The organism is Arthrobacter nitrophenolicus, from assembly GCF_000332815.1.
In the GTDB taxonomy this organism is placed as follows: domain Bacteria; phylum Actinomycetota; class Actinomycetes; order Actinomycetales; family Micrococcaceae; genus Arthrobacter; species Arthrobacter nitrophenolicus.
Map to the genome: position 1 here is coordinate 1 of NZ_AOFD01000052.1, position 17,384 is coordinate 17,384.

Below are 17,384 nucleotides of genomic sequence, written 5' to 3' on the forward strand. Positions count from 1 at the left end.
CGGAACAGCGATCCTGCAGGGAACCGTCGAATTGGCGGCGGCCCCCTTACGCAGCTGGTCCCCATTTCAACGCGGACCCCTTAACGCAAACCAGCTCGGCAGGAGCTGGCGCCGCTATGTGGGGGGGACATAGCGGCGCCTGCTTCCGCCGAGCTGGCGCGGTGCCTACAGCGACGTCGAGACGCAGGTGACCTTGTTGCTGTTGTTGCCTTGTTCCAGGTCGACCACCGCCGTGGCAATACCCGTCGACTGGTCGCTGTAGGTGGCGGTCACGCGGATGGTCAGCCGTGCCGTGGACCGGTTCGCGACCACGATCGGCGACGTGATGTCCAGCGTGACGGTGCTGGACGCCCCCAGCGCCACGGCCTGGTTGTACGAGGGACCGTAACTTCCGTCCGCCTGCAGGGCCGCGTAGGTAAGGGAGGCAGGAGTTTTGGTCCCGGTGGCGGTCAGGGTGGCGTGGGTCCGGTTGTTGTTGTTGTTGCAGGTGAACCCGGTGAGGACATCGCCCGGCCAGATGGTTGCGGCACTCACGGTCATGGTCGCCGTCGCGCTTTGCTGCCACAAAGCCGACGCCGACGCGCCGCCCACGCCCAGCGTCACCGTCAGTGCGAAGGCGCCGACGGCGGCCCCGGCACCCGGGAGGTCCCGGAACTTGCCCATCAGGACGCCCCAGCCATGCGGGACTTGCGTGACTTGCGTACTGACGTGAAGACCGTGACGGCGCCGTAGCCGATGAGTCCGATCGCTGCGACGACGGTCCAGGTGCCGCGGTCGGAGTTGCCCAGCGCGTTGGCCACGAAGCCGACGTACGGGACTGCGTAGAACAGCTTGCCCTTGACCTGGATTTCCCGGACGGGTTCAGGATCGTTGGCGCCGTTGTTGTCGCCCCGGGTGATGAGCGTCTTCTCCCCCTGCTGCGTGGCTCCGAAACCGACCACCCGGTGCGTCTCCACCTCAGGCCGTCCCGAGTACAGCTGGAACGTCACCACGTCGCCGTACTGGATCTGGTCAAAGTCGACCGGCTTCATCACCAGGAACGTGCCCGGCGGGAACTTGGGCGCCATGGAGTTGGTGAGCACGGTGTACGTCTGCGAACCCGTTGCCACCGGCAGCACGATCAGGACCAGCGCGGCGAACAACGTGATCATCATGGCGGACATGCTGGCGATACGTCCGACGGCGGCCCAGGCACCGGAGCGCTTGCCCCGGCCGGTTGCCGCTTTCGACGGCGGCTGTTCCGTCTGCGGCGCGTCCTGCCCGTGCGGGGTGTGGCCGACGACGGGGCGTTCTGTCAGGTCAGCAGCCACCGGGCACCCCGCACAACTGACGGGCGGTGAGCGGAAGGGTGATGTTCACTGCTTGTCCTTTCACGGTGGTGGGGGCGGCCGGGCTAAGGCTGGCCTGGAAGCAGAAGACGGTGGATCCGCCTTTGGCGACGGGCTGCGAAACGAGACCGGAAGAACCCACCGGCGCGTAACTGCCGGTGGCGCTGCATTCCGCGGCGGTGGCTGCCGCCTTGGCGCTGACTGTCACGTACTGGGCAAGGCTTCCGCCGGACACATTCGCCATGACTGGCTGCCCCGCCGTGACGGTGGTGTTGAAGGTCCCGCCGGCATTGGTGTTGTTGGTGACTGCCACTCCCCCGTACACCGACGTTCCGGGCGAGAGGGTGGCCGCCGGGTTGATGGCCAGGTTTGCCGACTGCCCGTTGGCCAGCGTCATGTTCGTGACCTGCCCGGACGGAACCGCGCTGAGCGCCACATCGAACGACGCCGAGGCAACAGTCCCGGGGGCGGCCGACGCGCTGGCGCTCCAGAGGGCGTACGTGCCCTGCACCGTCAACAGTCCCAGGAGCACTGCCGCGGCGATGAGTGCCGCCGCCTGCAGTGAGCGCTTGGTGCGCATCGGTCTTCCTCCTGGTCCTGTTCCTTGGTCCGACGGGCGGGTGGCCGTTCAGCCACCCGCCGTAATGATTAGGAAAGGCCGGACTGAGTGACCTGGGTCAGGGTGAATCCAACGTTGTTGAAGTTGTACGTGGCGTTTACGTCTGACCGGGCCGCGGTGCTGGACAGGAATTCAAACGTGATGGTAGCGGTCACCGTCTGTGCCGATCCCGTGGGCTTCAGCGGGTTGGAGACAGGGTCTTCACCCACGGTGAGCACGGGTGCGGATACGGAAACGTTGGCGGGAGTGAAACCATTAGTGGCGCTGATGCCGGTTGTGGCGATATTCGCAGCCATCTTGTCGCCCACCAAAGTAACCGTCAGGTCCTGCGTGTAGGTGAGCTTGTCGCCTGGTACTACCTTGTAGGTGCCGATGGTGACCGGTTGGCCGTTGCGGTCAGTCCAGGTTCCGTTGCTGGTAGCGTTGACGACGTTTAGGTCGCCGGCTGCGATAGTGCCAGGTGCCTGACTAGCCGAAGCGTTCCAGTTGGCCAGTGTTCCGCCGCCGCCCAGCAGCAGTGCTGCACCTACGGCGATGGCTGCGGTGCCCTTAATCAGAGTGCTGTTCTTCATGACATGTCCCCTCAGACTTTGATGTGGTGTTGTCTAGCTGGGGACCACTTTGCACGGCCAAACTCAGGAACTAAGGGGTGAAAGCGTCAAAGAAGGCTCAAGTTATCTGAAAAATTGAAATCGCCCCTGACCTGCGCTTTTACCCCTTTGCCGGTCCTGGCCGGCCCGGTTCATAAAGGTCGATGATCGGCAGGTGCCCGTCTGTGCGGATGGCGTCGCCGCCGCCGTTGCGGTGGTGGTAGCCGGTGGAGTAGTTGAGGATGACGTGGACCGACTCCACGGCACGGGCGGCCCGGAGCGTCCCGATGATGAAGTCCCGTTCCTCGTCCGTGCGGTCGGCGATCTTGTGCGTGATCTGGAACGTGAAGAGGGACAGTCCAACGCTCCGGTCGTAGGTGCCGGCACCCACGAAATCCACCGGGATTCCGCCGGGCAGCATCCACCCCTCGGGGCATTTCCAGAACCGGACGTGGTGGCGCTTGCGAGGGTTGCCGTCGATCTCGCGCTGGAACGCCAGGTCCTGCCGGTTGCCGAACACATACAAAGAACTGACCGGCGCTTGCGGGTAGCTCCGCCCCAGAACCGTGGACGTCAGGGTGCGCCAGGCCGTGGCCGGCGTGATGGGGTCCGCCTCCACCCACCCTGCGGACAACATCGCCCGGCGCAGTTCGTCCCCGGTCCCCACCACCGCCAGGTTCACGGGGTCGCCCAGCACGCCGTCGCCGGTCCTGGTCCGGCCGATGAAGTAGTCCGGAATGTAGAGGCTGCTGAGGATCTTGTGGATGCGCGGCAGCAGGGCGTAAGCCAGGATCAGCCACACCGGCAGGAACACCCACGCCTGCTCCGGACCGCGGGACAGCCGCGAGAGCAGGAAGAACCACACGGCCCATCCGACAGCGACTGTCACCAGCAGGTACAGGACCCGCTGCAGCACCGCCAGCACCGTGGCCCACCGGCTCTGCCGCCGCTCGCTGGAACTCTCCGGACGCGAGTGGTCAGGCTCCTGCGGGGCCGGCCGCCCGGCGTCGTAATTCCTCTCCAAAGAGCTCACGGCTCGTCGGGGGTCAACTGCTCCACGATGATCCGGGCCGTCTCCGGATCCCCCAGGATGCGGAAGTGCCCGGCCGTGGGCAGCTCGATGTTGGTGGCACCCGGCAGGATACTGCTCCGGGATGTGGGGGTCGAACGGGCCGTAGATGGATGTGATCCGGCTGTTGATGGTTTCCTCGCGGGCCAGCTCCAGGGTCAGCGCGTTGCGCGGCGAGAAGATCCGCAGGCTCGGCAGCAGCATGTACCGCGCGTAGGTGGAGCCGGAAAAGGGCGTGCACACCGCGATCATCCGGGAGATCCGCTGCTCCGGGTCCAGGTTGAGCATGGCGTACTTCCCGATCAGCCCGCCCTTGCTGTGCGCCACGATGGCTGCGTCCCGCAACCCGGCCTCCTCGATGTGCTGCGCCACCATCCTGGCCGCCGCCGGCACCTTCAGCTTGTTCCGCTGCAGCACTGTGACCACGTGGACGGGATGGCCGGCGTCGTGGATGGACTGGATGAGGGGCAGCATAAACTGCCAGTTCTCGTACACGCCCGGGATGATGACCACAGGACTGCGGTGCCCCTGGTGGAACGAGCCCGGCTGCACGCGGGACAGCATCCCTGCGACTTGGCATATGGCTGCGTACGCGTAGTCCTGCAGCCACCACAGGCCCTTCTGCAGCGCACTCATCCGAGTGGGAATCCCCGTTTCACCCATCTGTCGAGGATAACCGCCCACCCGTTGCTCTATCACTTATGGTCCCTAAACCAGCGTTTTAGCGACCAGAAGTGATAGAGCATGTCAGTAGTTGCGGCGGTGCTTCAGGCGGGGAATCACGACGGCGAACACAGCCGCCGCTGCGAACCCCAGGACGCCGGTGGCCGAGATCCCCGCGCCCAGCGAGGCCAGGGCCGTCACCCCGGACAGGAGCACCGGCCCGCCGGTGGAGCCAGCGTCCGCCATGAACCGCCACAGCCCCAGGAACTGGCCCCGGCCGCGGTCGGGCGAGAAGTCGGCGCCGAGGGTCATCATCAGCCGGAGCTGATGCCGTTGCCGAACCCGATCAGCAGCGCCGCCAGCAGCAGCCCCACGAAGGATCCGGTGAGCGGGATCAGGAGCAGCGCCATGCCCATCAGCAGGGTGGACGGGACGGCGACGAACTGCCGGCCCCTGCGGTCCATGAGCTTGCCCGCCGGGTAGAACACCAGCATGTCGATGGCCCCGGACAATCCGTAGATCAGCGAGGCGGAGGTGGCGTCCAGGCCCAGGTGGTCCGCCCACAGCGGGATGACCACCTGCCGGGAGGAACGCAGCGCGCTCAGCAGCAGGATCCCGACGCCCAGCGACAGGAAGACCCCCGCATGGGACACCGCCACACTGCGGAGCGTGGGCTGGGGGCCGGCCGTCCCGCCGTCGGGCATGTCCGCCGCGGCCAGGTCCGGGATGGTGAGGGACAGCAGCGCCGCGGCCGCCATCGCCACCAGGCCCACCCAGTACGCGCCGCCGATGCCGGCGAACTGCATCACGGCCGCGCCCAGGAACGGGCCGATGAACACGCCGATCCGGTTGACCCCGCCCAGGGTGGACAGCGCCCGGGCGCGGAACTCCACGGGCACCGCCTCGGTGAGGTACTTCTGCCGTGCCAGGCCAAAGACGCTGCCGGCCATTCCGACGACGGCCATCGCCGCTGCGAGCAGCCACAGCCCGTTGGGAACCACGTAGGACAGCCCGCCCGCGGCCATGGCCAGGCCGGCGGCGACGGCGGCGCCCACGATGGACCACCGCTCACCGAACTTGAGGGTCACCAGGGATGCGGGCAGGTTGAAGAGCCACGAGCCGAGCCCCATCAGGGTGACGATGAGGGCCGCGACGGCAACAGAGGCGCCGAGGTCCCGGGCCGTCAACGCCACTACCGGAAGGATGGCGCCCTGCCCGATCCCGAAGAGCAGCGTGGGCCCGAAGGCGGCCACCGCGATGCGTCGAAGGCTGAAGGGCTGGGGGTCGTCCGGGGAAGTCATCAGATTTATCCTATGGCCGCGCCCCGGACGGGTTGTCAGCGGTGGTCGGCGCCCCTCATGCGGACGGCCACCACCACGCCTGAGGCAGCGGTGAGGCCGGCCACCACGGCGATGGCGGCCGGGATGCCAAGGGCGTCAGCAACAATGCCGGAGAGCAGTGCGCCGGCGGCAAAGCCGCTGTCCCGCCACAGCCGGTACACCCCTATGGAGCGCGCCCGCCACGATGGATGGGCCACATCGCCGATGGCCGCGAGCAGCGTGGGATAGACCATGGCAGTACCGATTCCGAGCAGGACGCAGCGGCGAGCCAGGTTTCGAAACCCGTCCCTGCAGCCACCATGGCCAGGGCCGCGGCCTGCACCAGCATGCCGCCCGTGATCAGCGGCTTTCGCCCGTACCTGTCGGACAGTGCGCCGGTGACGAGCTGCGCGGCTCCCCACACGGCCGGGTAGGCAGCCGCAAGCAGGCCCACTTTGTCCACGCTGAGGCCCCCGGCGAAGAAGAAGACGGGGAAGAGGCCCCAGGCCAGCCCGTCGTTGAGGTTGTTGACCATCCCCGCCTGGCTGACAGCGGACAGCGACCTGTCACGGAAACTGGTGAGGATGAAGACCTCCCGGCTGCCCAGCCCGGCATGGCGGGCGTCCCGCGGCCGGTGGGTTGCGGCTTCGGCGGCGGCGTGGTGGTGGGTTTCGCGGACTGCCAGGACGGAGAGGCCCAGGCCGACGGCGATGAAGGCGGCACCGAGGAGGAAAGGCCCCGGGCGCAGCCCGTGCATTGCGGCGATGTAGCCGGTGGCCAGGGCGGTGCCGGCCACGCCAAGATAGCCGGCCGCTTCGTTGAGGCCCATGGCCAGGCCGCGGCGTTCGGGCCCGACGAGATCCATCTTCATCATGACGGTGGTGGACCAGGTCAGGCCCTGGCTGATGCCCAGGATGACGTTGGCAGCAACAATCCACCCCCACGAATCACCGAAGATCAGCAGCAGGGGAACCGGCAGGGCTATGAGCCAGCCTGCCACGAGGACAGGCTTGCGTCCGAACCGGTCGGACAGGGTGCCGGCGAGGTAGTTCGTGGCGGCTTTCGCCACCCCGAACGCAAGGATGTAGGTCAGTGCCGACGAATACAGGCCCACGTTGAAGACCTGGCTTGCCAGCAGGGGCAGGACGGTCCGTTCCTGGCCCAGGGTCCCGCCCACCAGGGCGTTGACCGCGACGAGGAGCAGGAATTGGGCAAGGTTCTGGCGCAGGCCAAGTACGACGCCGGGACCTCCTGCCGCGTCGGAGCCGGGTGGGGTGCCCCGCATGTCACGCTCCATTCGGTTGTTGGCGAACGTCCCTGGATGGAAGGTGCCCGGGCAGGCGGGGACCTGCCCGGGCGGGAAGCCCGTGCGGGAGGGGGGACCCGCCGGGCAGTTTTCGGGTCAGTTCGCCGTGACGGCGTTCTGCTCTTCCTGCTGCCAGGCGCTCCACGCGGCATAGCTGCCATCCAGTTCGGCGACGTCGTAGCCGGCCCTGCGCAGCGCGCTTGCGGCTACGGAATTCCGCACACCGCTTTGGCAGTACGTCACGATGGTGCCTTCGGCCGGGAGCTTGTTCAGGTGCCACATGACACGGCCGCCGCTGAGCTGGTAGGACCCGGGAATGTTGCCGGCGATGTGTTCGCTGCGGTTGCGGACATCGAGCACCATGGCGGCGTCGACGTTGCCCAGGTCTTCAGGCCGGACCAGTTTTGGAACGAAGGTGGGCAGGCCCTCGATGCCCGTGACGTACCCGGCCACCTTGTCGATGCCCACGCGAACCAGGTGGTCCCACATGTCCTGCGCCGCTTCCTGGTCGGGGGCCAGGAGCACCAGCGGATTCTTGTCGGTTTCGGGGTTGACCACCCAGGCGCCGTAGCTCGCCACGGATTTGCCTGCCGGAACGTTCAGTGACCGGACCACAGTTCCCTTGTGGACCTCCTGGTTGGGGCGGGTGTCGATAAAGGTGACGAGGTCCTGGTCGAGGTCCCGGGCGACGTCCGACGTCTCCAGCTGCGGGAGCGGGGCGCGTTCGCCCAGCACAGCAGGACCTTCACGGTTCTCACGCTTCATGCGGCCAAAGTAGGCGTGCGCGTCGGGCTGGCCGTCCAGGAGTTCGGCAATGAAACCGTCCTCGTCGTTGGCGGCAAGGTAGGGACCCCACCACGAATAGAGCCGTTCATAGCCCACCGTGGAGGACGGGATGGCACCGAGCGCCTTGCCGCAGGCACTGCCCGAACCGTGGGCTGGGTGGACCTGGACGTAGTCCGGCAGGGTCAGGAACCTGTCCCGCAGGCTGGCGAAGAGTTGCCTCGCTCCCTCGAAGCGGGTGTCCACTCCCCCGGCGGCTTCATCCAGCAGGTCCGGACGGCCCAGGTCGCCGGAGAAGACAAAGTCTCCGGAGAGCAGGTAGCCCGGCTGGTCGCTGAACGCGCCGTCGGTGACCAGGAACGAGAGGTGCTCAGGCGTGTGGCCGGGGGTGTGCACTGCCTCGATGGTGATGTTGCCGATGCTGATTTTGTCCCCGTCGTAGAGCCGCTGTGCATCGAATCCGTACTGCCAGTCAGGCCCGCCCTCGCCGGAGACGTAGATCTTTGCGCCGGTCGCGGCGGCAAGCTCACGGGTGCCGGAGAGGTAGTCGGCGTGGATGTGGGTCTCGGTGACGGCCACGATCTTCATGCCGTTCTTCTCGGCGAGGTCCTGGTAGACGGCAATGTCCCGCCGGCCATCAATGACCACGGCGGTGCCGTTGGCCTGGCAGCCGATCAGGTAGCTGGCCTGGGCGAGGTCGTCGTCGTAGATACGTTCAAAAAGCATGGGGTCCTCCTGGGGACGTTGCGACTGGGGGCCATGTGGCCAGGTTCGGGTGTGGGTGCCGGCAGCGGCAGGACCGGATCCGGTCAGCTGGCCTGCTTGGCGGCTTTGGCACGCAGGGCATCCAGGTCCAGGTTCTTCACAGCCTGGATGACCTCTTCCAGGGCTGCTGCGTTGAGCGCCCCCGGCTGGGAGAAGACGAGGGTCTTGTCCTTGAAGGCCATCAGCGTGGGGATTGAGGTGATCCGCGCTGCCGCAGCCAGGGATTGTTCCGCTTCGGTATCCACCTTGGCGAAGGTGATCTCCGGGTGCCGTGCGGCGGCCGCGGCATAGGTAGGGGCGAACATGCGGCAGGGGCCGCACCAGCCGGCCCAGAAGTCAACGAACACGATGTTGTTGTTCTCCAGGGTCCCAGCGAAGGTCTCTTGAGTGATATCGATGGTTGCCATGACTAAATTTTATACCCCCCTGGGTATCGAGTAAAGCTGGATGGGACAGGACGGGTTCCTCCGGCAGGGAGGAGCCAACTGGCGCGGTCAGACGGTGGGAAGCCCGGCGCGGGTCCACGCAATCATGCCGCCGGCCATGGTGTCGGCGTTGAAGCCGGCGCGGTTGAGGGCGTCGGCCACTGCGGCGCTGCGGTTTCCGCTGCGGCACACCACGATGACGGGTGCGGCCGGGTCGAGTTCAGGCAGGCGGGCTTGAAGCTGGCCCATGGGAATGTGCAGGACTCCCGGCACCATGCCTTCGGTGACTTCGAAGTCCTCGCGGACATTGAGGATCCGGGCCTGGTTCAGGCGCCGGTTCGTCTCGGCAACGGTGATCTCAGCCATGGTTCTTCTCCTTCTCTTGTTGTTGAATGTCAGGCCGGCGAAGGCCGGCTGCTGCTTCGCCGCCTGTTCCTGCCGATGGTGCGGAGCGGGCAGGAGTTGACGAAAAGCCAGCAAATGCCCGCACCTGCAAGCGTCAGGGCGACGACGGCAGCGATGATGATCGGGCGCAGTTCCCCGGGAGCCTGCTGGGTGAGGACGAATGTGCCCATCGCCAGGACGAACCAGCCGAACGCCTTGCGGAGCGCATCCTCCGGAATGCGGCCCGCAATCCGTGAACCGACAAGGGTTCCCGCGATTGCGGCTGCGGTAACAGCCAGGACCAGGCCCCAATCCAGCTGGACCGAGGTGAGGTAGCCGGCCAGCCCGGCGAAGGACTTCATGGCGATGACCACCAGCGACGTGCCGACGGCGGCAGCCATGGGCAGGCCGCCCAGCAGCGCCAGGGCCGGGATCACCAGGAACCCGCCACCGGCGCCCACCAGTCCCGTGATGAGCCCGACCACCGCGCCGTCCAGCAGGACCCTGCCAAGCGGCAGTTCGTGCTTAGCAGGCGCCGCGCCGCCGTCGTCCTTCTTCTTCCTCCCCCGGAGCATGGCGATGGATGTGGCCACCATCATGACGGCGAAGGCAATAAGCAGGATCTGGCCCGGGATGTGGCCCCCGAGCAGACCCCCGACAAAGGCACCCGCCATGCCGGCCGCGCCGAAGAGCAGGCCGGTCCGCCACCGTACCCGGCCCCTGCGCGCATGGCTGACCACACTGACCGCCGAGGTGACACCGACGACGAACAGGGAGGCTGCGATTGCCTCCTTGGGCCCGAACCCGGCCACGTAGACCAGGATGGGGACCGTCAGGATGGAACCGCCGCCGCCCAGGACGCCGAGCGACAGGCCGATGACCAGGGACAGCGCCAGGACAAGGATCACGGCGGAACTCACGACGCCTTGGCCTCAGCTCCGGCTTCGGAACTGACGGGCAGCTGCAGGATGGCGCTCTCACGGGTGGGCTCCTTGGCGGCCCTGTTCCACGGCATCGCGGAAAGGGCCGTGCCCATGGCACAGGTGTTGGTGGCTGCGGAGAACGTCAGTCCGGCCCCGATCGCCCCGGCGAGCATCCGGACTTTAGGGGAAACGAACCTGCCGCCGGCCAGGCCCAGGACAACGAGGGAGCCGGCAACCAGGCGGACCTGCCGCTCCAGGTCCCACCGTGCCCTGCCGCGGACAACGTCGCCGCCGGCGGCAGCAAAACCCGGGACACCGCCGGTGAGCACGAAAGCCGTGCCGATACCCGCTTCACCAAGCCGCTGGCGCGCCTGCTCGGCCCTTACGCCGGACTGGCAAACCAGCACGACGCGGCTGCCGAGCCGTTGCGCCAGTTCATCGGTGTGCTCCGAGAGCAACGGCAGCGGCACGTTGTAGGAGCCGCGGATGTGCATAGATTCGAACTCCGCGGCGGAGCGGACGTCGAGCACCGTCAGGTCCTGGTGCCCGGCAAGCCAGCTGCGGAGTGTTTCGGGCGCCAGGGAGGTGACGGCGGTTGAACGGGTGGAAGAGGAGGTCATGGGAGTCCTTTCGGCAGCGGAAGTGAATACCCCACCGAGTATTACGGATACCCCCGGGGGTAGTCAAACACACCCCTGGGGGTATAAGCTGGTGCGGACACTTCCCGGATTGGAGATCCCCATGCAACTTGATGCCACTGAACTGACGCCCGTGGTCAACCGCCTGAAGCGGGCCCAAGGCCAGCTCGCAGCCGTCACTCGGATGCTTGAGGAAGGCCGGGACTGCAAGGACATCGTCACGCAGCTGGCGGCGGTGTCCAAGGCACTGGACCGGGCCGGTTTCGCGATCATCGCCAGCGGACTGGAGCAGTGCATCGTCCGCAAGGATGCCAGCATGGACACCAAGGATCTGGAAAAACTCTTCCTGTCGCTTGCCTGATCTCCCGCCATCTTTCCTGCCCACCAGACTGAGGAGGAGCAATGACCTATACCCACACCGTGACCGTCCCGTTCTCCTGGGAAGAGGCCGTGGAGCGCACGCGCACGGCCCTTGCCGGCCAGGGTTTCGGAATTCTGTCCGAGATCAACGTCCGCAACACTTTCGACGCGAAACTTGGCACCGAAGCCGCCGAGGCCCTGGGCCCCTACGTCATCCTGGGCGCCTGCAACCCGCAGTTGGCCAGCAAGGCCCTTGCGGCGGAACCAGACCTCGGTGCGCTGCTGCCCTGTAATGTCGTGGTCCGCCGCGGCACGAATGACACCGTGACCACAGTCCAGGCAATCGATCCGCAAACCATGGTCCGGCTCAGTGACAGCGCCGCCGTGCGCGACGTTGCCAACGATGCCGATGCCAGGCTCCGGGCGGCCCTGGCAGAGCTCTCCGCCACTGCCCCGGCAGGCTGACCGGCCGCGCCCCGAAAACCACGCGAAATCGCTCAAATTCGGGGGTCACAAACGGCCCGCACAGGAGTAGCGTTCGCCTTATGGGGCGCTGATCCGCGCCCATAGCCAAGGGGAGGTCATTCGATGGGTGAAGTGTGGATCCGAACGCTCGGCAACGGGCTGGTCCGGGCAGACAGAGTCACCGAAATTTCATCCACGCGCGGGTCGTTGCATGAGGACCAGGGGTATTCCTTGAAGGTCATCGTGGACGGCAAGGGCCACGTCCTGATCGACGACGCCGATCTGCAGGGCAGCATGGCCGAGCGGCTGGAGTACGCCCGGCACATGGAGGACGCCCTGCTGCTCGCCATCGATGAAGCCCGCGACAGTGACGCCTCCGTGGTGATCTCCTATGAGCCGAACGCGAGCGCTGGTCGTCGGCCGCCGTCTCCGAATTAACCGGCAGCCTTCCCCAAGTGGTCGTCTGACCCGGCGCGGGCTCCCGCAACGCCGGAACAGCCGGCGCCTGGACATCCTGGACTGCCGTCCGTGCCGGCAGCCCGCTGATGCTGGTGCGCGTGAAGCACAGCGCCCACAGCGCAGCCACCAGCACCACCACCAGGACCCACGGCAGGTCCGGCCACGCGAGCATGAACGGCACGGCCACGGCCACCACCGTCACGATCAGCAGGTACCACGCTACGTACCACCACGGGTTGGCCGGGCCGTTGCGGGCGGGGTCGCTCGACTGCCGGACGGAGGGCTTGCGCCTGCGCTGGAGCCGGTTGTGCAGCACGCCCCACACCGGCCCGTTCAGCAGCCCAACCAACACGCCGGCGAACACAGCCGTGGTCACCGCCAGCACGCCCCAGCTCTGCCACTGGCCCCAGTGGTAGGAAGGACCGGAGCACAGCCAGGAGGACCACCACGGGTCCTGGCCGGCCCCGGGCGGGCCGCACTGCACCAGGTTCCGTGCCCACCCCTGGGAGCCAAGCCAGGCCAGGGCCGCCGGGGCGCTCAGCGCTGCGGTGAGCACCGAAAGAAGCCGCGTCACCCCGAGGCTCTTGACCATGACGCGGTGCGGACGGAGGCGCCGGTCGCCGTTGAGCCCCCGCAAGGCGAGGCCGTCCGGGTCGGAGGGCGGGTCCAGGATCAGCCGGGCCAGCGGATCCAGCACCTCCACCCTGTTGCTGGAGTAGACGATGTGGTCGTAGATCAGCGCGGACCGGTTGTAGACCGGATGCTCCTCGGGACCGGGGCCGCCGTCACCCGCGGTGTCCCGGGCATATATTTTTCCGAAGACGGGCAGCGGGCCGTTGGCGTGCGTTGAAATGGGGCCGGCCGGCACGAAGTCGAACTTGCCCCAGACGTTGATCCAGCGGGGCCGGTCCGGGTTCGCCAGCCAGTCGGTCACCGGGTCCTCCCCCGTTCCGCCGCCCCACTGGGCGTACCCCAGCAGGTCAAGTCCGCTGCCCACACTGACGAAGTTCGTGGCCCGCGCCTGGTTCTGGAACAGGACCTGCCCGGTGATCGCGGCACCCTGGCTGTGCGCCACCACCGTCACCTGCGTGCCGCCGTCGTGGTCCCAGCGCTGCAGCGTGTCCACCACCCGCTGCCGCATCGCGGCGGCCTGGAGGGGCTTGCGCTTCCACACCTGCGGGTCGCCCAGGAATTCGGCGAACAGGGAGACGATCTTGCCGATCCACCGGCCGGGCCCGGGAATCCAGGCCAGGACGATGGTCAGCAGCAGCACCACCAGCACGGCCAGCAGGATGAAGAACCCGGCAAGCGCTGCCAGCGCGGTCAGGAGCGCCTGCCGCAGCCGGGCACCCAGCCAGGCGAAGCTGGCGCGCCGCCTGCCGGGATAGAGGTTCCACCTGATCAGCTGCAGGGACCTCTTGTAGACCCGCAGTGCGGTGCGCAGCGCCCAGGAGTACGTGGACGCGGCCGACGCCGGCTCGAAGTCCCTGCCCCAGGACGCCTCGGTCATGAGCACCGTGAGGTAGTCCGGCTTAATGCCTGCACAGCCGCGCAGCACCTTCACCCAGACCTCGGGTGCATCGCCTACGGCGTTGGCTTTGGTGATCACCAGGTGCGGGTGCGGGGCGTCCGGCACCATGTCCAGGGAAAGGTCGTGAAGGCTGAGCATCAGCGGCTGGGCCCACTCCTGCAGCGTCCCGCCTTTCAGTGCCCGGCCCATGCCGTGGACAAACACCACCGCGTGGTCCGGGCGGCTGCGCGGACTACCCAAGCTGCCGTTTTCTGTTGTCGCGTCCCCCAGGCCGTCGCTTGCGCGCTTGCCCATGGGCTAATGATGGACCTGCTCCCGGCCGGAAGGAAGCTTCGAGGGGCTGGCATGGCGGCACTTCCGGAACCCCGTCACGAAAGAACAGACGATGTAATAAACATCTCCATGTTGCGTGCGTCACATCCTGCCCCTACTCTGGTTGAGGCTGATGCAAACGGCCATAGCAAGAAGCTGCAGCGTCGCAGCCAATGCCGGGGAAGGCTTTACATTTTGAACTCAAAGCTCAACATTGTTGTCCGTATCGATCTCGACCACGCACGAGCCAAGGTGATTGCAAAGGGGCATATCACCGTCCATAGCGTCAACGCCCTCTATGTGGTGGCAAAACGGGCCAACTCCCTGCGGGAAGGCCTGGATCTGGAACTGGATATCTCACACGCCCGCGTGGATGATGCGGCACTGGAGATGCTCCGGACCTCATCGGAAACACATCATCTTCCAACCAAAATCGATCCGCAGCAGGCACCGTGCACCATCAGCGTGCTGGCGCCGCGCAGGAAGGCCGCCGTTCCGGCTGCCGCAATGGCCGCATAGGCCAACTCCAAGGCAACTCCCAGCGCCCAGTATGGGGCCCAGAGCCTGCCACCTTAACCTTCGATTTACAGTCTTTCGCCCTGCCCTCCAGCACGGTTGTACCCGCCTATCCGGGTAGCCGTACCGGGCAGGGCGGAATAGTCTTTTCCTCTCGTGATGTCCGGCCGCCGTCGTTCAGGCACTGACGGTCAGGCACTGACCGGCCGGCCGCCCAGGTTGGCCTGCAGCCATTCCTCCAGGAGCGGCGCCGGCAGCGGGCGGGCGAAAAGAAACCCCTGGGCAAGGTCGCAGCCCATGGCCCTCAGCGCCTGCTCCTGCCCGGACGTTTCCACACCTTCGGCAACGGCACGGATGCCCACGGCGTGGGCCAGGTCGATGCAGCTGCCCACGATGGCGGCGTCACCGGAATCCGAGCCGAGTCCCGTGATGAAAGACCTGTCGATCTTCAGTTCGTTGATGGGGAACTTCTTCAGGTACGTCAGGCTCGAATATCCGGTTCCAAAGTCGTCAACAGCCAGCCCGACGCCCAGGTTTTTCAGGGCGGTCAGCGACTCAAGCGCGGCCGCGGGATCGGACATGAGTGCCGTTTCCGTAATTTCCAGCTGCAGGAGCGCCGGATCCAGCGTCCACAGCTGAAGGGCACCCTTCACCGTGTCCACCAGTTCGGGATCGTTCAGCTGCCGGGCGGAAAGGTTGACGGCGAATTCCAGGCGCGCGTTCCGGGGGTCCTGCCGCAGGGCCGCCGCCTGTTTCAGCGTCTCGTTCAGCACCCAGGCACCCAGGGGGCGCACCAGCCCGATTCCTCAGCCATCGTGATGAATTCCGACGGCGGCAGCAGGCCGCGCGTGGGGTGCTGCCACCGGACCAGGGCCTCCACGCCGCTGGCGGTGCCGGTCCGCAGGTCGATCTGCGGCTGGTAATGGACCCGGAGCGCCGTCCCTGATGCCGCGGCGCAGTTCGCCCAGCGCGCGGAGCCGGTCCACGGTGGGATCAGTTTCGGCGGGCTCGTGCAGCTCCCACCGGCCGCGCCCGCGCTCCTTGGCCCGGTACATGGCGATGTCCGCCCGGCGGATCAGGTCTTCCAGCGTTTCCTCCGCATTGTCCGCCACCGCAATCCCGATGCTCGCGGAGGTCACAATTTCCAGGCCCTCAATCTGCATCGGCGCGCGCAGGACATCCAGCAGGCCGGCGGCCAATGCCACTGCCGCCGGGGTGTCGACGGCGGTCCGCGCCACCAGGAATTCGTCACCGGAGAGCCGGGCAACGGTGCCCGTTCCCGGGACCGCGGCCCGCAGCCGGTCCGCCACGGCCATCAAGAGCTCGTCCCCTGCCGAGTGCCCCAGGCTGTCGTTGACGGCCTTGAAGTGGTCCAGGTCGAGGAACAGGACGGCCAGTGTCACCTTGCCGCTGCCGTCCAGGAGCGGCTCGAGCGCCATCCTTAGCCCTGCGCGGTTGGGCAGCCCGGTCAGGGAATCATGCAGGGCGAGCCGCTGCAGTTCCTTCTCCGCCTGGCCCCGCCGGACTTCGGATTCCTCTGCGGCCCGGAGGGCGGCGACCAGCTCCTTTTCGAACATCCTGCGTTCATGGGCGCTGAAGATGATGACGCGGACACTGCCGGGTTCCTGCCCGGAGCCGGGGACCCGCTGCGCCGAGAGCAGCGCGGCGCGGCGTTCCCCGCCGGCGTCGATGATCTCCACTGCGATCTCCGAGACCGAGCCGTTGATGCCGAGCTGGGGAATGCAGTGGGTTGAGTAGAGGATCTGGTCACCGACCGGCATGAGGTCCTGCAGCCTGCGGCCGAGAAGCTCGGGCCGCGCGAAACCTGTCCACCGCACAAAGGTGTCATTGACCGCTGTGATGCTGCCGCCGTCGTCCGTTACCAGGTATCCGCACGGGGCCTGATGGAACAGGGCTTCAAAGTCATCCGGCGGTTTGTCATGGCCCGCGGGCGGGCCGGGGGCGTCGGTCACGGGCGGGAATCAAGGTAGTTCAGGATGGCCCGGGCGGTGTCCCCGGGCGCGCTGACGTGCGGGCAGTGGCCCGTTGCCTGCAGTTGCACCAAGGTGCTCTGCTCAAGGTGCCGGTGCACGTAGTCGCCCACCTCCTGCGGCGCGAGCAGATCATCGGAGCACTGGAGGATCAGGCACTCACAGCCCGCCTTGTCCAGCACGGGCCGGCTGTCGGAGAGGAAGGTGACCCGGGCGAAGTGCCTCGCGATCGAGGGGTTGGTACGGCAGAAGCTGCTCCGGAGTTCCTCCGCAAGCTCGGGTGCGTCCGGGTTGCCCATGGCCATCGGCGCGAGGGCTTCGGCCCAGGCCACGTAGTTGCTGTCCAGCGAGGCGAGCAGGCCCTCGATGTCCTCCTCCGAGAACCCGCCCACGTAACCGTCTGCGGCGTCGTTGGTGTAGCGGGGCGACGGGGCCACCAGGACCAGCCGGGCGAACCGGTCAGGTTCCCGGACGGCAGCGATCAGCGCGATCATGGCGCTCACGCTGTGGGCCACCAGGATGACGTCCTTCAGGTCCAGGACGGCACAGATTTCCAGCAGGTCCTCGGCGTAGCCGTCCAGGGTCCCGTATTTGCCGCGGTCATAGGCGTCCACATCGGAACGGCCCGCACCCACGTGGTCGAAGAGCACCAGCCGGTAGTCATCCGCAAAGTACGGCAGCAGCCGCCGCCACATGTCCTGGTCGCAGCCGTACCCGTGGGCGAACATCATCACGGGCCCGTCTGCGCGGCCGGCCTCTGTGACATTGTTCCGGCGGACCACCAGCGAAGCTGCCTCGGTTGCTGCTGTGACCATCTGTACCGACCCCCGGGGTTAGTAAGCAGGGTGATTTTCCTATCTCAGATAGTAGCGGCGGGAGAAAGCGAAACGCTCACAATTGCGGAAAGGTTGCAGCCCCCGCCCGGGATAAAGCTAGAC

Annotated in this window: 16 protein-coding genes and 3 pseudogenes; 3 read left to right on the forward strand and 16 right to left on the reverse strand. The window is 66.9% G+C overall.

Translation table 11 applies throughout. The features are described from left to right. Nucleotides 1–165: 165 nt before the first annotated feature. The 12 genes and pseudogenes from G205_RS16150 to G205_RS16210 all read right to left on the reverse strand — a co-directional run bounded on the left by G205_RS16150 (nucleotide 166) and on the right by G205_RS16210 (nucleotide 10,794). Nucleotides 166–663, reverse strand: a complete 498-nt coding sequence (locus G205_RS16150) for a hypothetical protein (protein ID WP_009358924.1) — start codon at nucleotides 661–663, stop codon at nucleotides 166–168. Next, nucleotides 663–1,310 carry a signal peptidase I gene (locus tag G205_RS16155; protein WP_009358925.1) on the reverse strand — a complete coding sequence of 216 codons (648 nt, stop codon included), beginning with the start codon at nucleotides 1,308–1,310 and terminating at the stop codon, nucleotides 663–665. The genes G205_RS16150 and G205_RS16155 overlap by 1 nt, the downstream gene beginning before the upstream one ends. Next, the gene (locus G205_RS16160; protein WP_009358926.1) at nucleotides 1,300–1,908 is read right to left on the reverse strand and encodes a SipW-dependent-type signal peptide-containing protein; all 609 of its coding nucleotides are present in this window, start codon (nucleotides 1,906–1,908) and stop codon (nucleotides 1,300–1,302) included. Before G205_RS16160 ends, G205_RS16155 begins: the two co-directional genes overlap by 11 nt. A gap of 68 nt (nucleotides 1,909–1,976) precedes the next feature. Continuing rightward, a complete protein-coding gene (locus G205_RS16165) occupies nucleotides 1,977–2,519 on the reverse strand; it encodes an alternate-type signal peptide domain-containing protein (protein WP_009358927.1) in 543 nt (180 codons plus the stop codon). Between the two features lie 139 nt (nucleotides 2,520–2,658). Next, a complete protein-coding gene (locus tag G205_RS23110) occupies nucleotides 2,659–4,242 on the reverse strand; it encodes an LssY C-terminal domain-containing protein (RefSeq protein WP_009358928.1) in 1,584 nt (527 codons plus the stop codon). A gap of 111 nt (nucleotides 4,243–4,353) precedes the next feature. Beyond that, nucleotides 4,354–5,570: pseudogene (locus G205_RS16180) on the reverse strand (MFS transporter). A gap of 35 nt (nucleotides 5,571–5,605) precedes the next feature. Next, a pseudogene (locus tag G205_RS16185) lies at nucleotides 5,606–6,873 on the reverse strand (MFS transporter). 117 nt (nucleotides 6,874–6,990) lie between these two features. Further along, a complete protein-coding gene (locus G205_RS16190) occupies nucleotides 6,991–8,403 on the reverse strand; it encodes an MBL fold metallo-hydrolase (protein WP_009358929.1) in 1,413 nt (470 codons plus the stop codon). 83 nt (nucleotides 8,404–8,486) lie between these two features. Continuing rightward, nucleotides 8,487–8,849, reverse strand: a complete 363-nt coding sequence (locus G205_RS16195; RefSeq protein ID WP_009358930.1) for a thioredoxin family protein — start codon at nucleotides 8,847–8,849, stop codon at nucleotides 8,487–8,489. 87 nt (nucleotides 8,850–8,936) lie between these two features. After that, nucleotides 8,937–9,233 (reverse strand): rhodanese-like domain-containing protein, encoded by a 297-nt coding sequence (locus tag G205_RS16200; RefSeq protein ID WP_009358931.1) that lies wholly within the window; start codon nucleotides 9,231–9,233, stop codon nucleotides 8,937–8,939. A 29-nt stretch (nucleotides 9,234–9,262) separates the two neighbouring features. After that, entirely contained in the window at nucleotides 9,263–10,171 is a 909-nt protein-coding gene (locus G205_RS16205; protein ID WP_009358932.1) for a sulfite exporter TauE/SafE family protein, read from the reverse strand. After that, nucleotides 10,168–10,794: a rhodanese-like domain-containing protein gene (locus G205_RS16210; RefSeq protein ID WP_009358933.1), complete on the reverse strand. Its 627-nt coding sequence runs from the start codon at nucleotides 10,792–10,794 to the stop codon at nucleotides 10,168–10,170. Before G205_RS16210 ends, G205_RS16205 begins: the two co-directional genes overlap by 4 nt. Nucleotides 10,795–10,915: 121 nt before the next feature. Here G205_RS16210 and G205_RS16215 point away from each other — a divergent pair, with 121 nt between their 5' ends. Together G205_RS16215 and G205_RS16220 are read left to right on the forward strand one after the other, a co-directional pair. After that, nucleotides 10,916–11,173 (forward strand): metal-sensitive transcriptional regulator, encoded by a 258-nt coding sequence (locus G205_RS16215; protein WP_009358934.1) that lies wholly within the window; start codon nucleotides 10,916–10,918, stop codon nucleotides 11,171–11,173. A gap of 41 nt (nucleotides 11,174–11,214) precedes the next feature. Then, on the forward strand, nucleotides 11,215–11,637 hold the full coding sequence (locus G205_RS16220) for a DUF302 domain-containing protein (RefSeq protein ID WP_009358935.1): 423 nt from the start codon (nucleotides 11,215–11,217) through the stop codon (nucleotides 11,635–11,637). Nucleotides 11,638–11,875: 238 nt separating this feature from the next. Here the strand turns inward: G205_RS16220 and G205_RS22165 are convergent, their stop codons facing one another. Beyond that, nucleotides 11,876–13,921, reverse strand: a complete 2,046-nt coding sequence (locus tag G205_RS22165) for a hypothetical protein (RefSeq protein WP_035753470.1) — start codon at nucleotides 13,919–13,921, stop codon at nucleotides 11,876–11,878. 213 nt (nucleotides 13,922–14,134) lie between these two features. Here G205_RS22165 and G205_RS16230 point away from each other — a divergent pair, with 213 nt between their 5' ends. Next, a complete protein-coding gene (locus G205_RS16230) occupies nucleotides 14,135–14,458 on the forward strand; it encodes a hypothetical protein (protein WP_009358937.1) in 324 nt (107 codons plus the stop codon). Nucleotides 14,459–14,646: 188 nt separating this feature from the next. On the opposite strand, the pseudogene G205_RS22170 reads toward G205_RS16230, so the two are convergent. The 3 genes and pseudogenes from G205_RS22170 to G205_RS16240 form a co-directional block, all read right to left on the reverse strand. After that, a pseudogene (locus tag G205_RS22170) lies at nucleotides 14,647–15,335 on the reverse strand (putative bifunctional diguanylate cyclase/phosphodiesterase). Continuing rightward, nucleotides 15,262–16,428, reverse strand: coding sequence for a diguanylate cyclase domain-containing protein (locus G205_RS16235; RefSeq protein WP_200859179.1), 1,167 nt, complete (start codon nucleotides 16,426–16,428; stop codon nucleotides 15,262–15,264). Before G205_RS16235 ends, G205_RS22170 begins: the two are co-directional and overlap by 74 nt. Continuing rightward, nucleotides 16,425–17,261 carry an alpha/beta fold hydrolase gene (locus G205_RS16240; protein ID WP_009358938.1) on the reverse strand — a complete coding sequence of 279 codons (837 nt, stop codon included), beginning with the start codon at nucleotides 17,259–17,261 and terminating at the stop codon, nucleotides 16,425–16,427. Before G205_RS16240 ends, G205_RS16235 begins: the two co-directional genes overlap by 4 nt. Between the last annotated feature and the right edge of the window lie 123 nt (nucleotides 17,262–17,384).

Coding starts and splice junctions, on each gene's coding strand:
- G205_RS16150 (WP_009358924.1), bottom strand. CDS start 663: ATGGGCAAGTTCCGGGACCTCCCGGGTGCCGGGGCCGCCGTCGGCGCC.
- G205_RS16160 (WP_009358926.1), bottom strand. CDS start 1,908: ATGCGCACCAAGCGCTCACTGCAGGCGGCGGCACTCATCGCCGCGGCA.
- G205_RS16165 (WP_009358927.1), bottom strand. CDS start 2,519: ATGAAGAACAGCACTCTGATTAAGGGCACCGCAGCCATCGCCGTAGGT.
- G205_RS23110 (WP_009358928.1), bottom strand. CDS start 4,242: ATGAGTGCGCTGCAGAAGGGCCTGTGGTGGCTGCAGGACTACGCGTAC.
- G205_RS16190 (WP_009358929.1), bottom strand. CDS start 8,403: ATGCTTTTTGAACGTATCTACGACGACGACCTCGCCCAGGCCAGCTAC.
- G205_RS16195 (WP_009358930.1), bottom strand. CDS start 8,849: ATGGCAACCATCGATATCACTCAAGAGACCTTCGCTGGGACCCTGGAG.
- G205_RS16200 (WP_009358931.1), bottom strand. CDS start 9,233: ATGGCTGAGATCACCGTTGCCGAGACGAACCGGCGCCTGAACCAGGCC.
- G205_RS16210 (WP_009358933.1), bottom strand. CDS start 10,794: ATGACCTCCTCTTCCACCCGTTCAACCGCCGTCACCTCCCTGGCGCCC.
- G205_RS16215 (WP_009358934.1), top strand. CDS start 10,916: ATGCAACTTGATGCCACTGAACTGACGCCCGTGGTCAACCGCCTGAAG.
- G205_RS16220 (WP_009358935.1), top strand. CDS start 11,215: ATGACCTATACCCACACCGTGACCGTCCCGTTCTCCTGGGAAGAGGCC.
- G205_RS22165 (WP_035753470.1), bottom strand. CDS start 13,921: ATGGGCAAGCGCGCAAGCGACGGCCTGGGGGACGCGACAACAGAAAAC.
- G205_RS16240 (WP_009358938.1), bottom strand. CDS start 17,261: ATGGTCACAGCAGCAACCGAGGCAGCTTCGCTGGTGGTCCGCCGGAAC.